The 19,940-nt window shown below is 69.7% G+C and carries 29 protein-coding genes; 1 reads left to right on the top strand and 28 read right to left on the bottom strand.

The genetic code is table 11. The features are described 5' to 3' along the window. Positions 1-29 precede the first annotated feature (29 nt). The 28 genes from RM704_RS15580 to RM704_RS15715 form a co-directional block, all read right to left on the bottom strand. A complete protein-coding gene (locus tag RM704_RS15580) occupies positions 30-995 on the bottom strand; it encodes a hypothetical protein (RefSeq protein WP_052145767.1) in 966 nt (321 codons plus the stop codon). Further along, positions 992-2,512, bottom strand: a complete 1,521-nt coding sequence (locus RM704_RS15585; RefSeq protein WP_033524627.1) for a phage portal protein — start codon at positions 2,510-2,512, stop codon at positions 992-994. The genes RM704_RS15580 and RM704_RS15585 overlap by 4 nt, the downstream gene beginning before the upstream one ends. Before the next feature lie 12 nt (positions 2,513-2,524). After that, positions 2,525-4,165, bottom strand: a complete 1,641-nt coding sequence (locus tag RM704_RS15590) for a terminase large subunit domain-containing protein (protein WP_033524628.1) — start codon at positions 4,163-4,165, stop codon at positions 2,525-2,527. Beyond that, positions 4,149-4,622, bottom strand: a complete 474-nt coding sequence (locus RM704_RS15595) for a phage terminase small subunit (RefSeq protein WP_311590672.1) — start codon at positions 4,620-4,622, stop codon at positions 4,149-4,151. Before RM704_RS15595 ends, RM704_RS15590 begins: the two co-directional genes overlap by 17 nt. A 747-nt stretch (positions 4,623-5,369) precedes the next feature. Continuing rightward, entirely contained in the window at positions 5,370-5,795 is a 426-nt protein-coding gene (locus tag RM704_RS15600) for a PASTA domain-containing protein (protein WP_052145768.1), read from the bottom strand. 192 nt (positions 5,796-5,987) lie between these two features. After that, on the bottom strand, positions 5,988-6,188 hold the full coding sequence (locus tag RM704_RS15605; protein ID WP_033524629.1) for a hypothetical protein: 201 nt from the start codon (positions 6,186-6,188) through the stop codon (positions 5,988-5,990). Positions 6,189-6,202: 14 nt separating this feature from the next. After that, positions 6,203-6,427, bottom strand: a complete 225-nt coding sequence (locus tag RM704_RS15610; RefSeq protein WP_033524630.1) for a hypothetical protein — start codon at positions 6,425-6,427, stop codon at positions 6,203-6,205. 151 nt (positions 6,428-6,578) lie between these two features. After that, complete coding sequence (locus RM704_RS15615; RefSeq protein ID WP_033524631.1) at positions 6,579-8,669, bottom strand: FtsK/SpoIIIE domain-containing protein; 2,091 nt, start codon at positions 8,667-8,669, stop codon at positions 6,579-6,581. Positions 8,670-8,756: 87 nt separating this feature from the next. Continuing rightward, complete coding sequence (locus RM704_RS15620; protein ID WP_033524632.1) at positions 8,757-8,936, bottom strand: DUF6257 family protein; 180 nt, start codon at positions 8,934-8,936, stop codon at positions 8,757-8,759. Between the two features lie 2 nt (positions 8,937-8,938). Then, complete coding sequence (locus tag RM704_RS15625; protein WP_033524633.1) at positions 8,939-9,259, bottom strand: hypothetical protein; 321 nt, start codon at positions 9,257-9,259, stop codon at positions 8,939-8,941. Beyond that, positions 9,256-9,429 (bottom strand): hypothetical protein, encoded by a 174-nt coding sequence (locus RM704_RS15630; protein WP_192829523.1) that lies wholly within the window; start codon positions 9,427-9,429, stop codon positions 9,256-9,258. The genes RM704_RS15625 and RM704_RS15630 overlap by 4 nt, the downstream gene beginning before the upstream one ends. Continuing rightward, entirely contained in the window at positions 9,426-10,364 is a 939-nt protein-coding gene (locus RM704_RS15635) for a DUF2637 domain-containing protein (protein ID WP_078936886.1), read from the bottom strand. Before RM704_RS15635 ends, RM704_RS15630 begins: the two co-directional genes overlap by 4 nt. Next, positions 10,361-10,720, bottom strand: coding sequence for a DUF6907 domain-containing protein (locus RM704_RS15640; RefSeq protein WP_033524635.1), 360 nt, complete (start codon positions 10,718-10,720; stop codon positions 10,361-10,363). Before RM704_RS15640 ends, RM704_RS15635 begins: the two co-directional genes overlap by 4 nt. Next, complete coding sequence (locus RM704_RS15645) at positions 10,717-11,109, bottom strand: hypothetical protein (RefSeq protein WP_033524636.1); 393 nt, start codon at positions 11,107-11,109, stop codon at positions 10,717-10,719. The genes RM704_RS15640 and RM704_RS15645 overlap by 4 nt, the downstream gene beginning before the upstream one ends. Continuing rightward, the gene (locus RM704_RS15650; protein ID WP_033524637.1) at positions 11,106-11,579 is read right to left on the bottom strand and encodes a sigma factor; all 474 of its coding nucleotides are present in this window, start codon (positions 11,577-11,579) and stop codon (positions 11,106-11,108) included. The genes RM704_RS15645 and RM704_RS15650 overlap by 4 nt, the downstream gene beginning before the upstream one ends. Before the next feature lie 95 nt (positions 11,580-11,674). Then, a complete protein-coding gene (locus RM704_RS15655) occupies positions 11,675-11,890 on the bottom strand; it encodes a hypothetical protein (RefSeq protein ID WP_033524638.1) in 216 nt (71 codons plus the stop codon). Between the two features lie 80 nt (positions 11,891-11,970). Beyond that, complete coding sequence (locus RM704_RS15660) at positions 11,971-12,141, bottom strand: hypothetical protein (RefSeq protein ID WP_157856634.1); 171 nt, start codon at positions 12,139-12,141, stop codon at positions 11,971-11,973. After that, positions 12,123-12,776 carry a hypothetical protein gene (locus RM704_RS15665; RefSeq protein ID WP_033524639.1) on the bottom strand — a complete coding sequence of 218 codons (654 nt, stop codon included), beginning with the start codon at positions 12,774-12,776 and terminating at the stop codon, positions 12,123-12,125. The genes RM704_RS15660 and RM704_RS15665 overlap by 19 nt, the downstream gene beginning before the upstream one ends. Further along, complete coding sequence (locus tag RM704_RS15670) at positions 12,773-12,940, bottom strand: hypothetical protein (protein ID WP_192829524.1); 168 nt, start codon at positions 12,938-12,940, stop codon at positions 12,773-12,775. Before RM704_RS15670 ends, RM704_RS15665 begins: the two co-directional genes overlap by 4 nt. A 9-nt stretch (positions 12,941-12,949) precedes the next feature. Next, on the bottom strand, positions 12,950-13,474 hold the full coding sequence (locus tag RM704_RS15675) for a single-stranded DNA-binding protein (RefSeq protein WP_033524640.1): 525 nt from the start codon (positions 13,472-13,474) through the stop codon (positions 12,950-12,952). A gap of 74 nt (positions 13,475-13,548) precedes the next feature. Continuing rightward, positions 13,549-13,794 (bottom strand): hypothetical protein, encoded by a 246-nt coding sequence (locus RM704_RS15680; protein WP_033524641.1) that lies wholly within the window; start codon positions 13,792-13,794, stop codon positions 13,549-13,551. Between the two features lie 3 nt (positions 13,795-13,797). Continuing rightward, positions 13,798-14,016 carry a hypothetical protein gene (locus RM704_RS15685; RefSeq protein WP_033524642.1) on the bottom strand — a complete coding sequence of 73 codons (219 nt, stop codon included), beginning with the start codon at positions 14,014-14,016 and terminating at the stop codon, positions 13,798-13,800. 9 nt (positions 14,017-14,025) lie between these two features. Then, a complete protein-coding gene (locus tag RM704_RS15690; RefSeq protein WP_033524643.1) occupies positions 14,026-16,698 on the bottom strand; it encodes a helix-turn-helix domain-containing protein in 2,673 nt (890 codons plus the stop codon). A 79-nt stretch (positions 16,699-16,777) separates the two neighbouring features. After that, positions 16,778-17,203 carry a hypothetical protein gene (locus tag RM704_RS15695; RefSeq protein WP_033524644.1) on the bottom strand — a complete coding sequence of 142 codons (426 nt, stop codon included), beginning with the start codon at positions 17,201-17,203 and terminating at the stop codon, positions 16,778-16,780. Beyond that, positions 17,200-17,406: a hypothetical protein gene (locus tag RM704_RS15700; RefSeq protein ID WP_033524645.1), complete on the bottom strand. Its 207-nt coding sequence runs from the start codon at positions 17,404-17,406 to the stop codon at positions 17,200-17,202. Before RM704_RS15700 ends, RM704_RS15695 begins: the two co-directional genes overlap by 4 nt. Before the next feature lie 146 nt (positions 17,407-17,552). Continuing rightward, positions 17,553-17,948, bottom strand: a complete 396-nt coding sequence (locus tag RM704_RS15705) for a hypothetical protein (RefSeq protein WP_033524646.1) — start codon at positions 17,946-17,948, stop codon at positions 17,553-17,555. Continuing rightward, positions 17,945-18,511, bottom strand: a complete 567-nt coding sequence (locus RM704_RS15710; protein ID WP_157856635.1) for a hypothetical protein — start codon at positions 18,509-18,511, stop codon at positions 17,945-17,947. The genes RM704_RS15705 and RM704_RS15710 overlap by 4 nt, the downstream gene beginning before the upstream one ends. Before the next feature lie 147 nt (positions 18,512-18,658). Continuing rightward, the gene (locus RM704_RS15715) at positions 18,659-18,913 is read right to left on the bottom strand and encodes a helix-turn-helix domain-containing protein (protein WP_157856636.1); all 255 of its coding nucleotides are present in this window, start codon (positions 18,911-18,913) and stop codon (positions 18,659-18,661) included. A gap of 115 nt (positions 18,914-19,028) precedes the next feature. Between RM704_RS15715 and RM704_RS15720 the strand changes: the two genes are divergently transcribed. Continuing rightward, a complete protein-coding gene (locus RM704_RS15720; protein WP_033524648.1) occupies positions 19,029-19,940 on the top strand; it encodes a hypothetical protein in 912 nt (303 codons plus the stop codon).

A 19,940-nucleotide genomic window follows, 5' to 3' on the forward strand; every position in this document is an offset into this window, starting at 1 on the left:
CGGGTGAAGGGGCCGGGCGTTGCGCCCGGTCAGACGATGTAGGCGTTCTTCTTCAGCAGCCGGATCGCGTGATCGCGGTCGCCGTCGGCCAGCCGGTAGATCTCCTCCGGCATCAGCCGCACGGCCTTGGTCCGGGTGCGGGCCTGGGTGCTCTCGCCGAAGCGGACACCGGCGGCCTTCTCGAACTTCGCCCGCCGCGAGGCGTAGAAGCCGCGCCGGGTGGTGCCCTCGGATGTGGCCTGGACGGAGCGCCTGTAGAGGGTCGCGGTCTTCATGCCCCGCCGAGCGTTGACGACCTGGGCGATGTCCGCGCCCTCGGCGATCGCCTGCATGCCCGCCTCGCCGAACGCACGCCGCTGCTGTGTCGGGTCCATCTGCGCGAACAGTTCGTCGGGGCCGAGCAGTTCCCACGTGTCGCCGGGACGGCGCGGCGCGAGCGTGCAGTCGCAGCGCGGGTGGCGCAGGAACCCGTCGGACAGGCTGTACTCGCTGCCCGCGAGGATGATGCAGCGCGCGCACGCGGGCAGGTGCACGACGCGCACGTAGGAGACCACGCGCGGGCGGGCGATCATCCCGGCCATGTCGGCGATCCGTCCGGCGTCCGCGACCAGGGAGCGGGTGACCATCTCCAGGAAGTACGCCCCGGACAGGATCGACATCGTCATCGAGAACCCGCGGCGCAGCCGGTTGAGGGCGATCAGCAGCGGATACAGCAGCGCCGGCGTCAGGTCCCCGGCGGCCGCCGCTGCGGTCTCCGGGTCCACCGTGCCTTCGCCGGGCCCGGCCTCCCGGTTCAGCCACGCGTCCGTTGTGGCGGCGGCCGCGACCTGTCCGGCGTGGATCAGCTCGGCGGCGAACATCGCGCCGGCCAGCCACGAGCCCTCCAGGTCTTCAGGGTCGGTGGCCATCCATACCGAGCGCACGGCGGCCGCCGTCACCGCGGCCTGGGCGGCACGCTCGGCCTGGTGTGCTTGCGCCTCGGGCGGGACCGTCATACCGGCGCCCCCTCCTCGGCCTCCGCCTCGTCCTCGACGAGGCCCTCCTCGACGGGGGCGGGACGCTGGGCGAGCATCTGGGTGGCAGCGGCGAGCGGGTCCATCTCGGCCTCCCGCTCGCGCATCGCGACGACATCCGCGACCTCGGTCGGGGTGAGGCCGTAGCGCAGGGCCAGCCACTCGAAGGGAAAGCCGATCGTCTGCAGCTTCACCAGGGCGTCGGCGAGCTGGGCGTGCGAGCGGGACTCCGAGTCGGCCCACAGCACCGCGCCCGCGCGCATCGCCCTGGCCTTCGCGTCTTCCCCGCGCGCGAGGTAGATGAGCCGGGCGACCTCGCGCAGGGCCTGACCGAACCACAGCTTCTTCTCGTCGACGCGCTTCACGAGGCCGGTCTCGGCGGCGAGCAGCGCGTCCCCGCTCAAGTTGGCCATCTTGCCGATGAGGTAGTGCTGCGGGGTGCGGGTCTGCGCGGCGAGGTGGCCGACAGCCGTCTCGATGATCCCGGTGTAGGCGGCGAGGTTCGCGGCCTGCCACTCGGCGATCTTGGCGTCCTTGCCGGTGATCCACGCGACGCGGTCGACGGCGAACTTCGCCAGGTCCACCGGCTGCTTGCCGACGATCTCCCCGGCAGAGTTCAGCTTGGGGATCATCGGCCGCTCGGCGCCTAGGACGACGCGCTGAGGGAAGGACGCGTAGTCGGAGGCGGTAAACAGCTGCGCCCAGATCAGGTTGATCGCGTCCTGCATCCCGACGACACCGGTGATGTCCGAGATCGGGTCGCCCACCAGCATCGGCTTATTCGGCAGCTCCACCAGCGGCACCAGCCCCATGGGGTTGAGCTGAGGGTTCGGCTCGCCGAGCCGGGCCTCGTCGCGAAGCTGCCACGACCTGAGCCGCCCCTCGGCCCCCGGCGGCACCCACAGCCGCATCGCCTCGTCGACATCGGCCATCTGCGGGGACTTGCTCTGCTTGAGCAGCGGCCGCTCGAACCGCCACAGCTCATCGGGGAGGTACAGCGTTGCGTAGTCGCAGTTGCCGTCCTGCCACCGCTTCAGGCCCGCCCGCCGCTTCACCCGCGAGCCGGGCACGTAGGCGACGATGCACTGCGCGGCGTCCTCGAAGGTGACGACCGGGGTGTCCTCATCGTCCGGGTCACCCCACACCAGCACGAACGACCGCGCGGAGTTGACCGCGCCGAGGAACCCCAACTGCGAGTCACCATCGAGGCCGTTGACCTGCCACACCTCCCACAGGTCCTTGTCCGCCTTCATCTCGCCGGAGGCCTGGAAGCCGGTCACGGTCAGCCGCTCGACCGGGCTGTCCGCAACGACCTGCACCCAGTTGTCGCTGAAGTCCTTGTAGCGGCCGCCGTGGTACTTCGCGAAGTCGTCGGATGCGAACTTCAGCGGCTGCTTGCCCCGGTAGTAGTCGTTGTTCTCGTCGATCTCCGACTGCCGGCGGACCAGCTCCGACTCCAGCAGGGACACCAGCTGCAGCGCCTCCCCCAGGGTGGCCATAGAACGCCCCCTTCACGAGCCGTAGTAGTAGGACACGTCCTGCTCAGCCAGGCCCGCCGCGATCACGTCACCGAGCGCCTCGTGCGCAAGCACCGACGACACCGCGATGTCGATCTTCTGGACGGGACTCGCCTTGCGCAGCACGTACAGCCCGCTCGGCCGCTCGGCCTGGCGGGCGTTCTCGATGTGCGACTGCGTCAGCTCACAGCCGTCGTGCGTGAACGCGGCAGCCCGCTGCCCGTCGGCGGTGTTCCGCTTCAGGACGTCGGTCTTCAGCCGCTCGGCCGCCGCGTGCATCTGCACCATGCGGCGCGTGTACCAGCGGATCACCCGCTCCTCGCCGTACAGATCCACCCACTCGTCGACCTCGGTGTCCCAGTACGGAGGGTCGGCGTAGAGCCGCACCACGTCGTAGCGGTTCATCAGCTGGTCCATCGCCGCGCGCACCTCCGCGCGCGGGACCTGGCCCCCGTAGTCGGCGGGGTTCCAGACGGTCGGCTCGTCGTTCGACCCGTACAGCGGGGTGAACTGGTAGCCGTCCATCGTCTCTGCCCGGATCGCCGTCCAGTCGTCCATGTCCGAGCCGTCGAAGCCGAGGACGATCCGCGCCATCGGGCGGACCCTGCGCGGCTTGGCCTTCGCGGCCCACTTCGTGCCGTCCAGCCAGCCCGCCGAACCGGCCACGCACCGGTTGCCGAAGAACCGCTCGGCCTGGGCGGGGTCCTTCTCCATGATCTCGGCGGCCTCGGCCTCGATGGCGTCGAGGTCGACGTGCGTACTGCCCGCGTACACCACCGCATGGATCTTCCGGCGGTCCCGCTTGTTGTTGTACGACAGCACCTTCGGGGCCTGGGGGTGGTACTTGAAGATGTCCCGTGCCTTGGCCTGAGACGTCGTCTGCGCCACCGACTCCTCGGACGGATCCCACCCGTTCGTCGTCTCCATCGACCGGCCGCCCATGCCGGCCGCGCCGCGGCGCTGGGTCTCCGCCGCCTTCCGCAGCTTGTTCGCCGTGGTGTACAGGCCGGACTCGTCCTGCATCGCGAAAATAATCGGGTTACCCAGACGGGACAGCGCCGACGACGTGACCGTTTCGATCTTGCCGTCCTCGCCGACCCGGGTGAACTCTTCGCCGACCCGCATGAGTTCCTTCAGCGGGCCCTTCTTCACCATCGACTGCAGCGGCCGGTAGACGTTGTCGACCTGGGACTCCGAGGTCGCCATCAGCTGGATCAGCGGGGTGGGCCACGGAGTGCCCATGGGGTCGCCCGGCTCGTACTGGTACCACCAGCCGCACGAGCAGCCGTGGTCCGCGCACCGGTACCTCTCGCCGCCGCGGGCCCACCCGTTGAAGACGACCGGGCCCGCGGCCTCGGCCAGGACGATGGTCGCCGACCACGGGCCCTTGCCGGTCTTCTGCGGCGCCACCACCTGCGAGCGCCGGTTGTGGAACGCGGGCGCCAGCTGGCCGAAGGTCGCCGTCGGCCTGACGCGGTAGTGGTTGACCGTGCACCACAGCTGCCACGGGTACAGCTCGAGGTCCTCGCCGGCCCGGAAGCCGTCGGGCACCGGGCAGTGCGCTTCGATCCAGTCCGGAACGATCCACAGGGTGGGGAAGTCGACGGCGAAGTCGAGGTCAAGCGCCTTCGCCACGAGGCACGACCCTCAGCCGGTCACGCGCGCTCGGGCGCCGGGGGACCTCCACCTGCGGCACCGGCTGCTCTTCCTCGACTGCCGGGGCGATCTTCCACCGGTTGCGCAGCATGCCCTGCACAGACAGGCCCAGCGAATCCAGGTACTGGCGCACCACCTTCTGCAGCTCGACCGACGCCTTCGGCAGCTCCGCCTCGGCCAGCTTCCGCACGAACATGGCGACCTCGTAGCGCTGGTCGAGGTCCTCCCACGCCACAGCCTGCGGGCGCGACCACAGGTCCTCCCACAGCACGATCTCCCGCTCGGTCTGCGTGACCAGCGGCCACTCCGGGGCGGGAGCAGTACGGCCTTCCGCAGGGAGCGTCGTCCAGCCGGCCGCGTTCGTCGGCCTCGACTGCCGCAGCGAGCGAGGGTCCGGCGGCGGGCCGGAGACAACGCGGGCTCCACCCTTGGGCATTGGTGATCACTCCTCCACGCTGCCTTGCGCAGCACTGGGCGTCGTCACCTTGCGTGACGATCTTGACCTTCTGAACCCGACGGACCTCCCGGAGCCCTCCCCGGCGTTCTGGGCCCCCTACTCGGTGGGGGTCCACCCCCACCCCCCGATAGGCCTCTGACCTGCGCTTTTGCATTCCTTTAGGCTTCTGACCTGCAACGATGCGATTTGGTCACTCTTCGCGGTCGTTCCAGCCTCCGGGCTGATGCTTCGCTGTCTCGCGAGAGTGGTGAGCCTTCGTCATCGCTTGCAGGTTGGTCCAGTCGTGACCCCTTGGCCCCAAGGGTCCGAGGCCATCACGGTGGTTGACCTCTGTAGCCCTGGGACGTAGCAGTGCGGACATGGCCTCGCACTCGTCGCACTCGCAGTACGGATGGGCTCTCAGGTACTCAGCGCGTGTACGTGTCCAGCGTGCGTCATAGCCCTTGGATGCTGCTGTGGGACGTGCGCGCTGTGCCCTGCCCTGGCATGCCTCGCAGCGTCCCCCAGGGGTGAGCGTGGGGCATCCAGGGGTGGGACAGACCTGCATCGCCCTGCGTGCCATGTCTGCCTCCGTGAGGGCCCGCTGCCCGGTCGCTGCGCGCACACCGCGACCGCGTTAGCGGCCGCGGGAGGATCTCCCCGGTCCCGTCGCCGGGCAGCGGACGGCTTGCACGACAGAGCCCCCGGGTTTGGTCACCAGGGGCTCAGTCGTGTGTCTGTGGATGGTCAGCAGGACTCGTCGAGCTTGACGGAGTAGATGGCGACGCGGAGGGCGTCCGTGGCGCCGGGCGCCGGGTCCTGGCGACAGACCTTCCAGTTGCTGTTGTCGAGGACCCAGCGGCCCTCGGACGACGCGTCCTCTTCGTTGACCATGAAGCCTTTGCTGCGCAGCAGGCTCTGCGCCTCGCCGTGGTTCATGCCGACGACGTCGGGCACCTCGCTGGTCCCCGGCTCGGCCTCGTCGGCGCCGGCCTCGGTGGCGGGCGCGTCCGTTTCAGTCTCGGTGGGGCTGGTGTCCTGTTTCGTCTGGCCGCTGGTGTCCTCGGCGGTGGTGTCCGGCTTGCTGGAGCTGCTGCCGCTGGCGCCCTCGCAGGCGGTGAGCGTGAGCAGGGCTGCAGCGGCGAGTGCTGCTGCGATGGTTCGGGTGTGCATGGTCCCCCCTGAGCGGTTTGTTGCTGAGGGGTCATCATGCGGCATGTGAGGACGGCGTGAAGCTGATGTGACTGTGCTGTGACACGACGAAGCCCCGACCGGGGGGACCGAGTCGGGGCTTCGTCGTGGGTCTGTGGTGCCGTTTCAGGGCACAGTTGTACACCCGGATCGTGACACGCGGCTGACCTGCGGTCAAGCGGCGTTGCGGGTGGGGCGCTTTGCTTGGAGGGAGGCGACGTCGGCGACGGCGTACCAGGGTTGCCGGTCGGTGCCGCCAGACCGGGCGAGTCGGCCTCGGCGGACGAGCTGGCGGACGCCGCCAAGGGTGATGCCGAGCTGCTGCGCGGTCTGGTGGGCGGTGAGGTGGCCGGGCCGGATCATCTGCGACTCCATGCCTCCAGTGTCCGTCAGCGGGCGCCGGCCTGGTGGGTGCGGCGCCAGTGGTTGTGGGCGCGGCGGCCGACGCGGAGCCGGAGCTTCTTGCCGAGGCAGCGCGGGCACAGCTTCGTCTTCCCGAACCGTTCGATCGCGCCCAGGCCGTCGCACCTGCGGCAGGGGGCGAACGGCTTGACGGCGCACTGGACGGCGTAGAAGCCGAGCCAGAGCACGAGGGCGGCCATAGCGAGCCACATGGGGTGTCTTCCTCTCCAGATGGGGGTGTTTCCGGGGTTCCAGCGGCGCCCCTGCTAGACGCTAGGCGCCTGCTCAGGGGGCGTATCCGGTGCTAGCGGGCCTGCTAGACCTAGCGTGGCGGGGTGCTAGGTCTAGCGACTGTTTCGGGGCCTACGCGGCCAGCCTGTCGGCCTCTCGGCGGGCGATCGCGGCGGCCACGTCGGCCCGTTCGATGCCGCGCCGGTTCTTGCCCTCGCCCTCGTCGGTCTGACCCCACACCTGCCCGGTGCGGACGCTCCAGGGCTTGAGCGCGACGGTGACGTTCTCGCCCTTCCACTCCCCGTAGGTGTCGGGGCGGAGTTCGGCGAGGCGGGCCGCGATCCGCTCGCACCACAGGGCCTTCTCCGTGGCCTTCATGACCTTCAGGACGTCGCCGAGGACATCCATGCCGATGGTGGCGGAGGGGCCCTCGCCGAGGGCGTGGCCGGTGACGTTGCCGTAGTCCTCGCGCAGCTGGCGGGCGCGGGCCACGACCACCTCGGCACCGGGGCCGTCGACGAACGCGGAGGCCGCGATGACCGGGTCGTCGCCCTCGCCGGACATCCAGCAGATGCCGCGGTCGGAGCGGGTGAACATGGTGGCGCGGATGCCGGCCTTGTAGGCGCCGGTCCCGAGGACCATGTCGTTGGCGGTGTGCCCCATGACCTTCAGGCAGAAGCGGAGCACGGCGTTCGCGCTGATGCCGGGCGGCAGGGACTTCGCGTCGGGCCGCTGGGTGGCGAACATGCCGACGATGCCGAGGGCCGGGCCGCGCTTGGCGAGGTCGGTGGCGATGGACTCCAGCTCGGCGCCGTACTTCTCGTGCTCGAACGGGACCTGGCACTCGTCGAAGCCGACGACGATGGGGTGCAGGCCAAGGCTCTTGTCGCTGGCCAGGGCCGGGGTGACCTTCGACTCGGGGCAGCGGGACTTGGGCAGGTTGCGGATCACCTTGGCGCGGCGCCGCAGCTCCTCCTTCAACTCCCGCATGGCGTGCACGACGTATTCGAGATCCTCGTCGTCCTCACCGGACCGGTAGCGGTGACAGACCGGCTCCAGCGGGCCGAGGTCGCCGGTGCCCTTGAAGTCGAACGCATACAGGGCGGCGCGCGGATCGAGGGCGGCGATGAGCATCAGCAGCCTGAGCAGGAACGTCTTCCCCATCCTGGGGATGGAGCCGATCACGACCGACGCGAACATGAGGGTGACCATGATGTCCCGCATGCGCTGGTCGTTGCCGAACACGACGGGCTTGAACAGGTCGACCTGGCCGTCCTTCAGCAGCGGCCACGGCGGCTTGCTGGTCTCGTTCATCGGCTTGTCGCCGACCCAAAGGATCAGCCGGCCCTCGTGCTCTGTCGGGTCGCCGGACGGCCACACGCAGCCCAGCTTGCGGCGCAGGCCGGACGCGAGGGCCTGGCGCTGCTCCATGACGTCCTCGGGCACGACGCCGTAGGGAAGGTCGAGGTCGGCGCGGTAGCCGGGTCCGTCGCGGGTGATTTCGCTGGTGAAGCGCATGCCGTTCATGTCGCCGCCCTTCTTCACAGCGGCGGAGATCTTCGCGTTGCCGATGGAGTCCAGGGCGCGCAACACGATGGTGCCGGTGAGCTTCTGCAGGTCGGTGCGCATGACGGCCGGGCCGATGACGGGGGCGTCGGGCTGCTGGCCGAAGTACCCCATGGTGAGGACGGCGCCGGCCGCGAACGCCCACAGGTAGGCGGGCGCCATGACGTACAGCCACAGCGCGAAGCCCGTACCGAACACGGCTGCGGTCATGACGACCAGGCCGCGGAGCCGTACCCGGTTGCCGCGGAGACGGGCGAGGTGCAGGTACTCGTCGACATCCTCGGTGCGGACGGCGTGCCCGCGGAGCGGGGCGGCCTCGCGGTCCCACAGCCAGCGGTTCGTCTCGGCGGCGAAGCGGCAGGCGCCGCGCGGGGACATCGCGGCGAGCTGTACTCCGTACCAGGGCAGGCGTACCCCGTGGTAGAGGCTGGCGTACCCGAGGCGTCCGCTGGCGTGTCGGGCCGTGGCCGCGAACTCGGTGCGGTCCTTCAACCAGGCGGGCAGGATCGGCCGGCGCTTCTCCTCGGTGACCCCCGGGGCGGGCAGCTTCGGGTTGTCGACGGGTACGGGCGTACTCGGTGTACCCGGCTCCTCGGGTACGGCGGGTGCGGGTGTACTCGGCGGGGCGGCGGTCGGGGCGATGGTGGTGTCCGTCATCCTGGCTTCTCCGGTCGTTCTTGAGGACGGTCGGGTGCACGGGGCGGCCGGGTGTACCTGGCCGGGTACGGCCGCCCCGTGGCGTACCTACTTCTTCTTCCGGCGCAGGGCCGCGTTCTCGATCCGCTCGACGCGACGCTTCAGGTCGGACAGGTCGACGCCGTCACCGGCCAGGCCGCGCTTGCCCATGCGGACGACCAGGCCAGCCAGGCGGACCTTCTCGCCGGTGGTGAAGTCGCTGAACTTGAGGTCGTCAGACTTGGGCATGGTCAGTTCCCCTTCTGGAAGTCGCGCCACATCGAGCGCAGGATGAGCAGGCAGGCAGTCGCGCAGGTCGCACCGATGGCGATGGCCACGGCGAACATCGCGCCAACCAGGCCGGCCGACACCACCACGCCGCCGATGACCAGCCACTTCTTCGCGCTGAAGTCCTGCTGCGGCTGGTGGTGTTGGCATGTCGGCTGCTGCATGGACTGCAGGCCGCGCGTGACCGCCTGGGCGATCAGGTCGTTGCGGATGGCGTCCAGCTGCTCGGAGTTCTTCGCGGCCTCGACCGCCTCCCTCACGGCCTTCTCCAGGGCGTCGCTCATCGCGTCCACCCCCGAGGCCGGTGCAGGTGCGGACGGGCGGCCAGGCCGAGGGCGAACGCCAGGACCACCGGCTGTGAGGCGATGGCGGCCACGCCGCCGATGACCAGCGACATCAGCGCCGGGTACACCAGGAGTACGCCGAGGAGTACACCGAACAGGAGCCACTTCATGACCGGCCCGCCGATCCGGCCAGCTGCCATGCGACCTGGGCCTGCTTGAAGCCGTCCTGGATCTCCTTGGCCCGGTTCTGGCCGACGCGCAGCCGGTCCTTGATGCCGCGGATGGACGGCATCTCGCCCGCCAGCAGCTCGGCCTTGAACTGCTCGGCAGCCCAGCCGAGACCCATCTGCGTGAGCGGGTCAGCCTGCGCCGGGTTGCCCTCCTCGTCGGCCTGGTCGCCGCCCGTCATGTACTCGTGATCGTCCTTCCACACCTCTTCGGGTACGTACTCGGCGTGTACCTCGGGGCGGGTACGCGTCGCCTCGGAGGCGAGTACGGCCGCCGGGATTTCGTGACGGGTTTCGTGTCCCAGCGCGCGGCGTAGTTCCCCGGGGCAGTCGAACGTCGGGAGCAGGCGGGCGCCTGCGGGTACTGCCTCGGGTACGTCGGGTACGGCCTCCTCGATCTCCGGGTACGCCTCGGGTACGGGGGGTACACGCTCGACCTCGACGGTCGGGGTGACCGGGACGGGCGCCTTGGCGCGCTTGGCGAGCGCCTGGTGGATCTGCCGCATCAGTGCGCCGAAGGCGAGCAGCGCCGCCGTGGGCGGCACGGCGGCCACCACGTAGTCGAGCAGCTGCGCGTCCGTGCCGACCCCGGCCACGTTCAACGCGATGGACGAGCCGGAGCCGACCACCGTCAGCCCGATCGCCCATTTGTCGACGGCGCCCGCGAGGGCGGCCCGGAGCATCAGCAGCTCCCCGGCGACGATGAACAGGTCGAGGGTCGCGGGCCACGCCCACGCCCGGATCTCCTTGTCCTCCATGCCGTGGGCCAGGGCGACCTCGGCCAGGTGCGCGTAGGACAGCCAGAACGCGGCGGCCGTGAGCGCGATGATGACGAGGCCGGCCGTGATGGCGAGCGCTCGGGACGGGTTGCTGATCATTCGCCGACCTCCAGCGCGGACAGCCGCGTGGCCAGGCGTCGCAGGTAGAGCGCGTGCCGGTGCATAGCGTCCGCCAGGTCGTCCAGGCTGGCGGCGTCGAGGGTGCCGGTGTAGCCGGTCTGCTCGACGTACACGCCGACCTGCGGGGCGCTGGAGAACGGGGACTGCGTGAGCATCGCCTTCCACAGCGTCTGGTCACGGAAGTCGAGGTCGTGCTCGGTGCCGTAGTGGGTGACGTCGGTCAGGAACTCGGCGCGGTCGCCGGAGTGTCCAGCGCACCAGTCGGGCTCGGCGATGGTGCGGCTCTGGGTGACGAGGATGTTGACGCTCGTGGTGTTGGGCTCGGCGCTGCTCACTGGCCTTCACCGGCCTCGGTGGCGAGGAAGGCGGCGACGGCGGGGAACGCGCGGTCGACGGAGGCGCGGGCGGCCTCCTCGGCGTCCTCGATCAGGTGTGCGTCGTCCCTGTGGTCCTGGACGCGGCGGTCGACGCTGCTCGCGTAGTCGTCGCGGCACAGGCGGTGCAGCTCGGCGACGGCCGGCGGCAGCGGCTTGGCAGCCGGCTCGGCGCCGAGGGCGCGGAGCAGGATGCGGATCGACTCGGAGAGTGCGCCGTGGGCCTGGGCGTAGCCGAATTCGCCGAAGTTCTTGGTGTCGCTGTAGGCGGCGAGCATCTTCTGGGCGACGCGGATGGCGACGGCCAGATCGGTGTCGGTTTCCAGCGCGCTGGAAAGAGTGCGGTTCATCGGGCGCCGCCCGTCTGGCGGGCGCGGCGCAGGGCCTCGTCCATGTCCGGGTCGGAGTCGCCGGGGCGGGGCGTGATCGCGGCGGTGCGGAAGCCGGTGCTGGCGGGGATGTAGTAGCCGGCGCCGGTGCCGCCCATCTCGCGGTCGGCGTACTGCCAGCTGCCGACGTCGACGGGCCGCTCGTGGGTGTGCCGCATGACGCGGAAGTGGTGGCTGATCGACTGGCGGGCCATGACGCGGAGCAGGCCGCCGAAGTCGCGGGTCGCGTCGAGTCGGCTGAGGTAGCTGTAGAACGCGAGGAACGTGTTCTGCGCGAGGTCGTCGACGAGGTGGGCGTCGCTGGCGGTCAGTCGGCCACGGATGGTGGCGCGCACCATCGGCAGGTACTGGCTGTAGGCGGCGGTGAAGCGCTCGCTCAGCTGCTCTGCCGGGGTGCCGCGGCGTGCCGCGGGCATGGCAAGATCGGCCATAGCCGGATCTCCTCCTGGTTAGGTCAGGTAGGCGGTGCGGTCAGGCCCTTGGCTGGGATTGCAGTCCCGGCCTTGGGCCGTCTTCAGTTGTGGGGCTACGTCTTCGGCTGTTTGTTCTTCAGCGCGTTGATGGCCCGGTTGATGCCGGCCCGGGTGACCCCGAGCTCTCGGGCTACTGCTGCTTGGCTTCCGAGTTCGGCCTCGCCGTCGAGGAGGGCCTGGGCCCGTTCGTCGGTGGCCTCTTGGTAGGCCTTCTGTGCGGCTTCCTGCTTGCGGACAGCTGCGTCATGGCGCTCTTTCCACGTAGTCACGTCCCTCCTAGTACCGGGACCGGTGGGCGCTCCGCAACTGTAACCAGGGGTGGCGACGCTCGTCAACACCCCTGGCGACATCATGCCTGTCCCGTGCGCTGCGCCCGCTGGAACGCCGCGTGGATGAGTCGCTGAGCCTCGCCGAGATGGCGGGCGCATATCTTCAAATCGGCGTCGGGGTCGACGGCCTCACCGGTGCACTGGTTGCCGCGGCCGGACAAGACACGGCAGGTCACGATGCGCTCGGGCACGACTCCTCCTTCGGCTGGAACTGCTGGAGCTGATGCCAGTCCTGCAGCGTCGAGTAGGCGTAGCCGCACCACCGGCACTGCACCCGGGTCTGCCCCGGCAGCCGCTTGATGACGGCCCCGCACACCACGCCCTGGTCGTCGACCGCCACGCACAGGCCGAGACGCTGCGGGCGCGGCACGGGATCGCCGACGACCGACCGCATGCCGGTCTCCAGCCCGCGCACCTCGCTCGCCAGGTCGCCGGCCGCCGGATACTCGACGGCGATCCAGTCGAGTTCCATCTCCAGCCACCGGGCAGCGACCGCTACCCGCCGGGCCATCCCGGACTCGACGGGCGGCCCCCCATGGCTGGGCCAGCGCACCCGCTGCACGTCTGCCCGCCACGACTCCAGCACCTCGGCGACGTGGCCGCCGTCGACCAGGTCGAGGACGTCCTCGTCGAGGGGGGACCGCGGCCCGGCCGAGGCCGCCGAGACGAACTCGGCGGGCCCCGACCGGCGCGGCACCAGGCACTCGGTCAGTTCCTCGAACAGCGCCGGCATCTCCTGGAGGCGGCGTGCGAGGGCGACCGCGTCCTTCGTGCAGAGGTAGCCGGCCTGGATCGGCTCCTCGCACAGGCCGCACGCCGCGGTCACGCCTTGACCTTGGCGCGTGCGGCTTCCAGCTGGGCCATCGCGGCGCGGGCGGCCTTGCGGTCGCGCCGGTCGTCACGGATCCCGAAGCCGACCTGGACGAGCACCATGAAGTAGGCGCCCAGCGTGAAGCCGGCACACAGGATCTGCAGTTCGTTCTCGGTCATGGCCGTCTCCTAGAAGGGGGGCTCGTCGGAGTAGCCGGCGCCCTGCGCGGCGGGCTGCTGCTGTTGCGCGCCACCCCATCCGCCACCCTGCTGCTGGCCGTTCGCGGGCTTGGCGTTCGCCCACGGGTCAGGTGACCCATTTGGGTCAGTAGCCGCGCGGCCGCCGCCCGCCGGGTTCTTCTCGACCTTCGCCGTGGCGCGGGCGAGGGTCGGCCCGACCTCGTCGACGTCCAACTCGTACACGGTGCGCTTCACTCCCTCGCGGTCCTCGTAAGAGCGCTGCTTCAACCGGCCCTGGACGATGACGCGCACGCCCTTGGCGAGGGACTCGGCGACGTTCTCGGCGGCCTTGCGCCAGACAGAGCAGGTGAGGAACAGGGCGTCGCCGTCCTTCCACTCGTTGGTCTGCCTGTCGAAGATGCGCGGGGTGGACGCGATGCGGAACTTGGCGACGGCGACCCCGGACGGGGTGAAACGCAGCTCGGGGTCGTCGACCAGGTTGCCGACGATGGTGATGACGGTCTCGCCTGCCATGGCGGGCTCCTTCTGTGGTGTGCTGGAGGGGAGGCCGGGCCCGATTACCGCGGGCCCGGCTGTTGTCGTGCGGGTCAGGCGTGGCCCTCGTACATCGCGCCGGTGAGGATGTCCTCCGCCATGGACTTGATGACGTGCCGACGGGTGAGAGATCCATCCGTGGCGGGTGCGGGGTAGTCGGAAGGCAGGTCTCGTTCGACGGCGTCGACGACGTCGGCGACCTTGAAGGTGATGCCGGTGTGCGCCGAGAGACCGGCGATCTGTTCCACCGCCGCCTCGGTGCGGGAGATCAGATCCGCTGCAAGCATCTGAAGATCCATGAGTCAGTCCTCCTCGGTGTTGTCGGTCACAGGGGCCCCGGTGGGGCCTCTGTCGTCTCCGTCCGTTGTGCGGGCGGAAGCCTGGTTGCGGAGGCGGGCGGCGTGCCGGATGGCGAGGCCTCGCTTTCGGGCGGCAGCGAACGCTGCACGACGTTGCTTGGCGGCCTCGGCGCGGGCGCGGGCGGCGGCGATCTTCTCGGCCACGACGTCGTCGACGTTCACGTGCGCTCCTCAGCTCGCTTCGGCCCAGTAGTCGTCGGGCTCTTCGAGCGGCGCGTCCCACAGCCCTGCGTCTTCGGACGCTGGGGGCGGCGTGGGCTGGGGCGTTGCTTGGCCCGAAGTGTGGGTAGCGCGCGTACCGGAACTCTCTGACGAGCGCTTCCCAAGATCGTTAAGGTCTCTTTCTTGGGGGGTTGGGGTTGGGTAACCAACACTTCGTGCCAAGGGAGAGCCTTCGGAATCGCTCGCTTGTTCGGTAGCGGTCTGTGCGGCCAGCACACGCGTCACCAGAGCCCGCTCCTCGCCCAACTGCCACGGGTTCGACGACGGGAATCCGGACTCCTCGGTGTCCTCGTCCTTCTCGTGACGCGGGCACGTCGTCAGCTCCAGCACCTCCATGTCCTCCAGGGCGCGCCGGGCGACGTGCCGGTTGAGGCCCGTGCGGCGCCGGACTTCCGAGACCGTCATGGCCTCGCCACCCGCGAGCTGCCGGAGACAGGCGAGACGGGCCTGCGGCACCGTGTCGAGGGCGCACTTGCCAGCGAGCGCCAGGGCCTGGCCGCGGGGGACGCCTAGGGCGAGGAGCGACTTGGCGAGCGCGACGATCTGCCCGGTTACCCGGGCAGGCTCCTCGATGACGGGGATGCCGTCGATCTCTCGGCGCCCGTAGGCGTTGCGGGGGACGGCGGCGCGGCCGAGGCAGGTGAGCATGGCCGCGTCCTCCAGCTGGTCGTACATCTCGTCGTCCAGCTCGACGTCACCGACGACTCGGCGGGCGACGCGCACGAGTTCGGACGCGCGACGTCGGGCCTCGGCCTGCTTCTCGGCGAGACCTTCGATCTTCCGGCGCTTCCGGACGGTCGCCTTCTTGTGGGCGTTGTCGGTCTCGGGCAGTCGGCAGTACAGCCACCGAGGGCCGAGCGCGTCGGTGTGCGAGGAGAAGTTGTCGATGGCTGGAGTGACCGCGGCGAGCAGGGTGAGGCGCCCTGTCCAGGTCAGTGGGCGCGGGGAGTTGCCGACCTCGCGGACGACGTGGCCGTCGTAGGCGCGGCGGAGAAGCGCGAACAGGGTGTCGCGGCCGCCGCGGTCGGACGTGGCGAGGACGGTGGAGAAGTCGGAGATGGTGACGAATGCGCGGCTGGGGATGCGGGTGAGGATGCCTGCGGGCTTGGGGTTCTTGCCCGGCATCCATGAGAGGAGTGCTGGCCCGGTGATGTCGTCGACGTGCTCGTCGGCCGAGTCGTCGAGGGCCTTGACGGCTTCGCTCTTGCCGCCGGAGGGCGGGCCGACGAGCATGCCCCAGAGCGGTTCGCCGTCGAGGTCGGAGGATACGGCGACTGCGAGGGAGAAGATGATGTGCCCGTAGTCGTCGAGGTGGATGTAGGTCTGCATCTGCGTGAGGAAGTCGGCGAGCAGCGCGGCTGGGGAGCCGGCGGGCGGCGCTTCCGGCTCGTCCTCGGCGACCTGTTCGGCGTCGTCCTGGTCCTCCTGCTTGTCTTCGTCGCGGGACGTGGCCGCGCGGACGTCGTCGAGGACGGTGACGGGCAGGGCCTTGGCGGCAGCGCTCGCGCCGTCGCGGCCGTGGGCGGCGCGGATGATGTCGCGTGAGGCTTCGGACTCGTCGCCTCCGTGGTGCAGTGCGGCGAACAGCTGGCCGGGGGAGAGGACGTGGCCGATCGCGGCGGCTGTGATGCCGGGGAAGTTGTCGGTGCGGATGGTGACGGCGGCGCCGTCTTTGTGGACAGCGATGCCGTCCTTGGAACAGGTGTCGTCCCAGCCGGGTCGGTTCCAGCGCTGGCACCCCGAGCCGCAGTACGAGCAGTTGCCCGGGAGCTGCTCGGCGTAGGTCGCGCCGACGTGCATGAGGATCTCGCCGCAGCACGCGTGATCGCCGAGAACCTCCATCGGTCCCCGGCCGCCGCGAGCCGGGCCGGGGCGTGACGCGTTGCCGCGCGGCGCGGATGGCTTCGGGGCCGCGCGCTTCTTCGGCTTGGGCTTGAGGTCGGCGGCCATCTGCCGGATGTCGTCTGCGGGGAAGCGGACGCCAGTGTCCTCGATGACCTGGCACAGAGTCGGCGTCCGTCCGGGCTTGCGGTTGACGGTGCCGGGCAGGCGCAGCACCCGCGCCAGATCCTTGACGCCGGTGCCGTAGCCGAAGCCCATCGTCTTCGCGCCGGCGAGGAGAATGTTCTGCCAGTCCCCGCCAAGCTCGGCGGCCGCGTCGAAGTCGATGTCCTCGCCGATGACGAGCGGCTTCTCGAACTCCCACCAGACGTAGAGGCCTGCGCCTGAGTGCTCGACGCGCGTGGGCTCGGGGAGCTTCGCGAAGCGCGGGATGTCGCGGGCTTCGTCGGCGGTGCCGGGCAGATCGGTTGCCTTGTGGAGGTCGTTGCCGAAGTCGATGTCGGACCACATGCCGAGGAGGGCGCGTGAGTCGCGCGCGCTGCCTCGGGTTCCGGCGGGGAACCGCGACGTGACGGTGGTGACGCGGCAGTAGATGCCTTCCGCCCCGGCGCGGTCTTCCTCCATGGCCCAGGTGACGGCGCGGTCCAGGTCGTCGGTCTGGATGCCGGTCCAGTTGTTCTTGGAGCAGAGCGAGACGAGGCCCGGCGCCTCGAAACGGGGGGCGAGCCAGGCCCGGGTGATGTCCGGGTCTGCGGCCAGCGGCTCGGTGTTGGTGTTCACGAACGTGTCTCTCGTTTCCCGTGATGCCGATGGTGTTCGTGAGGGCGCGGCGCTACCCCCTGGCGGCGCCGCGCTCGCGTCACCGGGCGGGCTGGAGCTTGGCCTTGTCGCGGGCGGCGTTGAGCTGCTGCATGGAGACGGTGTCGCCGCCGCGGTCGGGGTGGAGGACGGGGACGAGCGCCTTGTACGCCTTGTCTCCGAGGTCCTTGCCGAGCGCCTTGTACATGGAGTCGGCCCACGTGTCCGTGTGGCGCTCGGCGCGGGGCGGCGGGGCGCTGTACTCGTAGCTCGACCCGGCAGGTCGTGTGGTGCGCACGGTGAAGCCGGCGGCGGACAAGGCGGAGACGAGGGTGTCGACCGCGTACAGCTCGACGACCCAGCACTTCTCTGTCTTGTCCCAGTGGCGCCAAGTGCGGGGCAGGTCCTTGATGTAGTCCTTGGCCTCGAACGGGCTGTGGACCTTGGCGTCGAACCGGCCGACCTGGATGTGGACGGTGCCCTTCACGCAGCCCCCTGTGCTCGGGCGCCGTGAAAGGCTGTTCTGATCACGGCCCGCTGCTCGTCGGTCAGCGGTGGGGCGGCGTCGACGATGGCGTCGATGCGCGCCCAGTAGGCGGCGTTCCGCTTGGGGTCGGGGTCGCGGATGGGCCGGTTGGCCCGGCGCTGTTCCTCGGCCGCGGAGAGGGCCGGGCGGCGCTGAGGGGGCACAGAGTCCTCCTTCGACTCTTCAGGCCCCGCGCCTGTGGTCAAGGACAGCACAGGTTCCGAGGAGTGTTGCCCCGGCTCGGGATCGGCGGCTTGGGCCGCGCGGCCGCAGGCTCCCCCTGCGGCCGCCACGGTGTTCGTCGGGGCGGTCACGCGGTCGCTCCCGCAGCCTCGGCGCGGTCGGAGCCGAACTCGTCGAGGATCCTCCGGAACAACTCGCTGATCGTCGCCTCCGGGTTCTCCGCCACGGAGCCGAGGAGGATCACCGCGTTGATGAACTCCTCGGCCCGCTCGTCGAGGAGTCCGGCCTCCAGGAGCCGGGTGCGGAACGGCTCCATGATCCGGGTGGCCATGTCGGTGCGGTCCTGCGAGTCGCGGCAGTCGGCGCACAGGCCGTACCGGTTGCCGAGCTGGCCGGTACGGACGGCAACAGCGGGGCCGCCCTCGTAGACGCACCGGTCGGTGGGCTTCAGGACGGGCCGCATGTGAGGGTGCTCGCGGGCGATCCGCTCGTTGATCTTGCGGTCCTGGGCGGTGGTTGTCATGCCTGCACCTCGGCCTTCTCGGCGCGGGCCTGGGCCATCAGTTCCAGGATTCGATCGCCGACCTCGACCGGGTCGGCGCCGTCGCGCACGATGGCGTCCTCCATGATCGTGAGGATCTTGGCGAACGGGCCGTCGGTGGTCTCCTGGACCGTGCGCAGGTTGTGTAGGGCGCGGGCCACGTGCACCTGGTCGGCGAGGTGGTCCAGGTCGTCGGCGAAGCGCCGCAGTTCGGTCGCCTTGTCGTGCGCCTGCTCGGGGGTGAGGTCGAAGCCCATGAATCCGATGTGCGGCGGGTTGCCGGCGGAGACGTGGGTGAACTGGGCCCAGATCTCGGGGTCGCCCTCGACCTCCAGACCGGGAACGCCGATGGCGTCGCTGCCGTGGTCGAAGTGGAGGCCGTTGGCGTCGACCTGGTCGCCGTCCTCGTCGTCGGCCACGGTGCAGAGACCGGGGTAGACGGTGCAGGTGGCCGGTGTGGCGGCGAGGACCTCGAAGGCCTCGGCCGCGCCGACCTGGTCGGTCGGGGTCGCCAGCATGCTGGCCGTCATGTCAAGCTGTGACATAGAGCTGTTTCCGATCTCTTGCTGGAGTGCGGATTTGCTCGACTGGAGAGGCCGCCTCGCACGCGGCCTCTTCGTCGTTTCCGGCCGCCGATCCCGCCTCGCACGCGGGACCGGTGCCGTTTTGGGCAGCCCATGGCCTTGCCATGGTTACGCCGTTTCCCTCTCGTCGGCTGACGAGGATCGCTGGCGGAGCGATTCGAGGAGTGCGCCGTAGGCAAGCGCCGCATCCCCGCGCGGCCTGCGTACTCCCCGTTCCCAGCGCCAGACGGTGGATTGATCCACGCCGCAGGCCTGGGCGACTTCGCCGATTGAGAGCTGGGCTGCGACCCGCAGGCGCTCGGCTTCCCCGGTGATCAGGGCCGAGCGCACGCTAGCTAGGCGCAGTGCCTGTGCTTCTGCCATGGCCCACACCCTAGCCATACCCTTGCCATTCAGGCAATGGAGTGACAGGAGTGGCGAACCACTAAGGGCCCCCTTAGTCTTGCCAATGCCTTGCCGATGAGTGCAGGATGAGGACGTGGACGATTACCTGAACCCCCCACCGGGATGGCACTACTCGGTGCACCCGTGGTTCGCCCTCGACGACATCCCGGAGCTGCCGGAGCTCATGCAGGTCGGAACAGTCCTGCTGCCGGAGTTTTTCCATCTGGCAGTTGGAACTAAGGGCATGTGGGCCGAGGGATGGCCCGACGAGGACGACTTCGCGCTGTTCCTGCACTTCCACGTCTTTGACGGCGAGCTGACGCTGAACGAGGCGCGCAGTGCTGGGATGGATCTCCCAGTCGCCTACGAGAAGTTTCGAAAGATCGTCCCTACCAGGCGCTGGAAACCTATGGCGGTAGCGTTGATGACGCGCTACCTCGCCGACTTTATGGAAGAGGGTGGCAGGCCAGACGCAGACATGGAGCCCGCTCATGGTCCTCGGTCGGTGGCCGCGTATGAAAACCGACCCAGCGCCGCGATGCGGTGGATAGATAAACTTCAGACGCAGGCAGCCGAGGCCTACGCGGTTGCCCGTGATCAGCCGCCACCTGCGCAGACCAAGCGCAAGCGGAACAGGATCACGGACGAGTTCTTGTATGAAGTGGCACAGGTCTATCTCTCAGCCGATAAGTTTGGGTTGCCCCCGACGAGGGAGGTTGCCAACCGCTTCGACGCCCCGCATTCCACGGCGGCGAAGTGGGTGGCCAGTGCCAGGCGGAAAGGTTTCCTGCCGCCGCCTGGCGTTAGGCCTCTTTCCGATAGTGAAATTGAGAGCGCGCTTAATGAAAGGCGCCTAGAGCTGGAACATTTCATTAAGGACAGCTACGTCCAGTACAGCATTATTCAGGAGAAGGACCCCGAAAAGAAGGCGCAGCTTGAAGCAGAGCTCAAGGCCGCTAAGGAAGAGCTTGCTCAGCTTGGCGAGTTGCCTGGACGTGATGATTGA

Source organism: Streptomyces gottesmaniae (genome assembly GCF_031845845.1).
Taxonomy (GTDB): Bacteria; Actinomycetota; Actinomycetes; order Streptomycetales; family Streptomycetaceae; genus Streptomyces; species Streptomyces akebiae.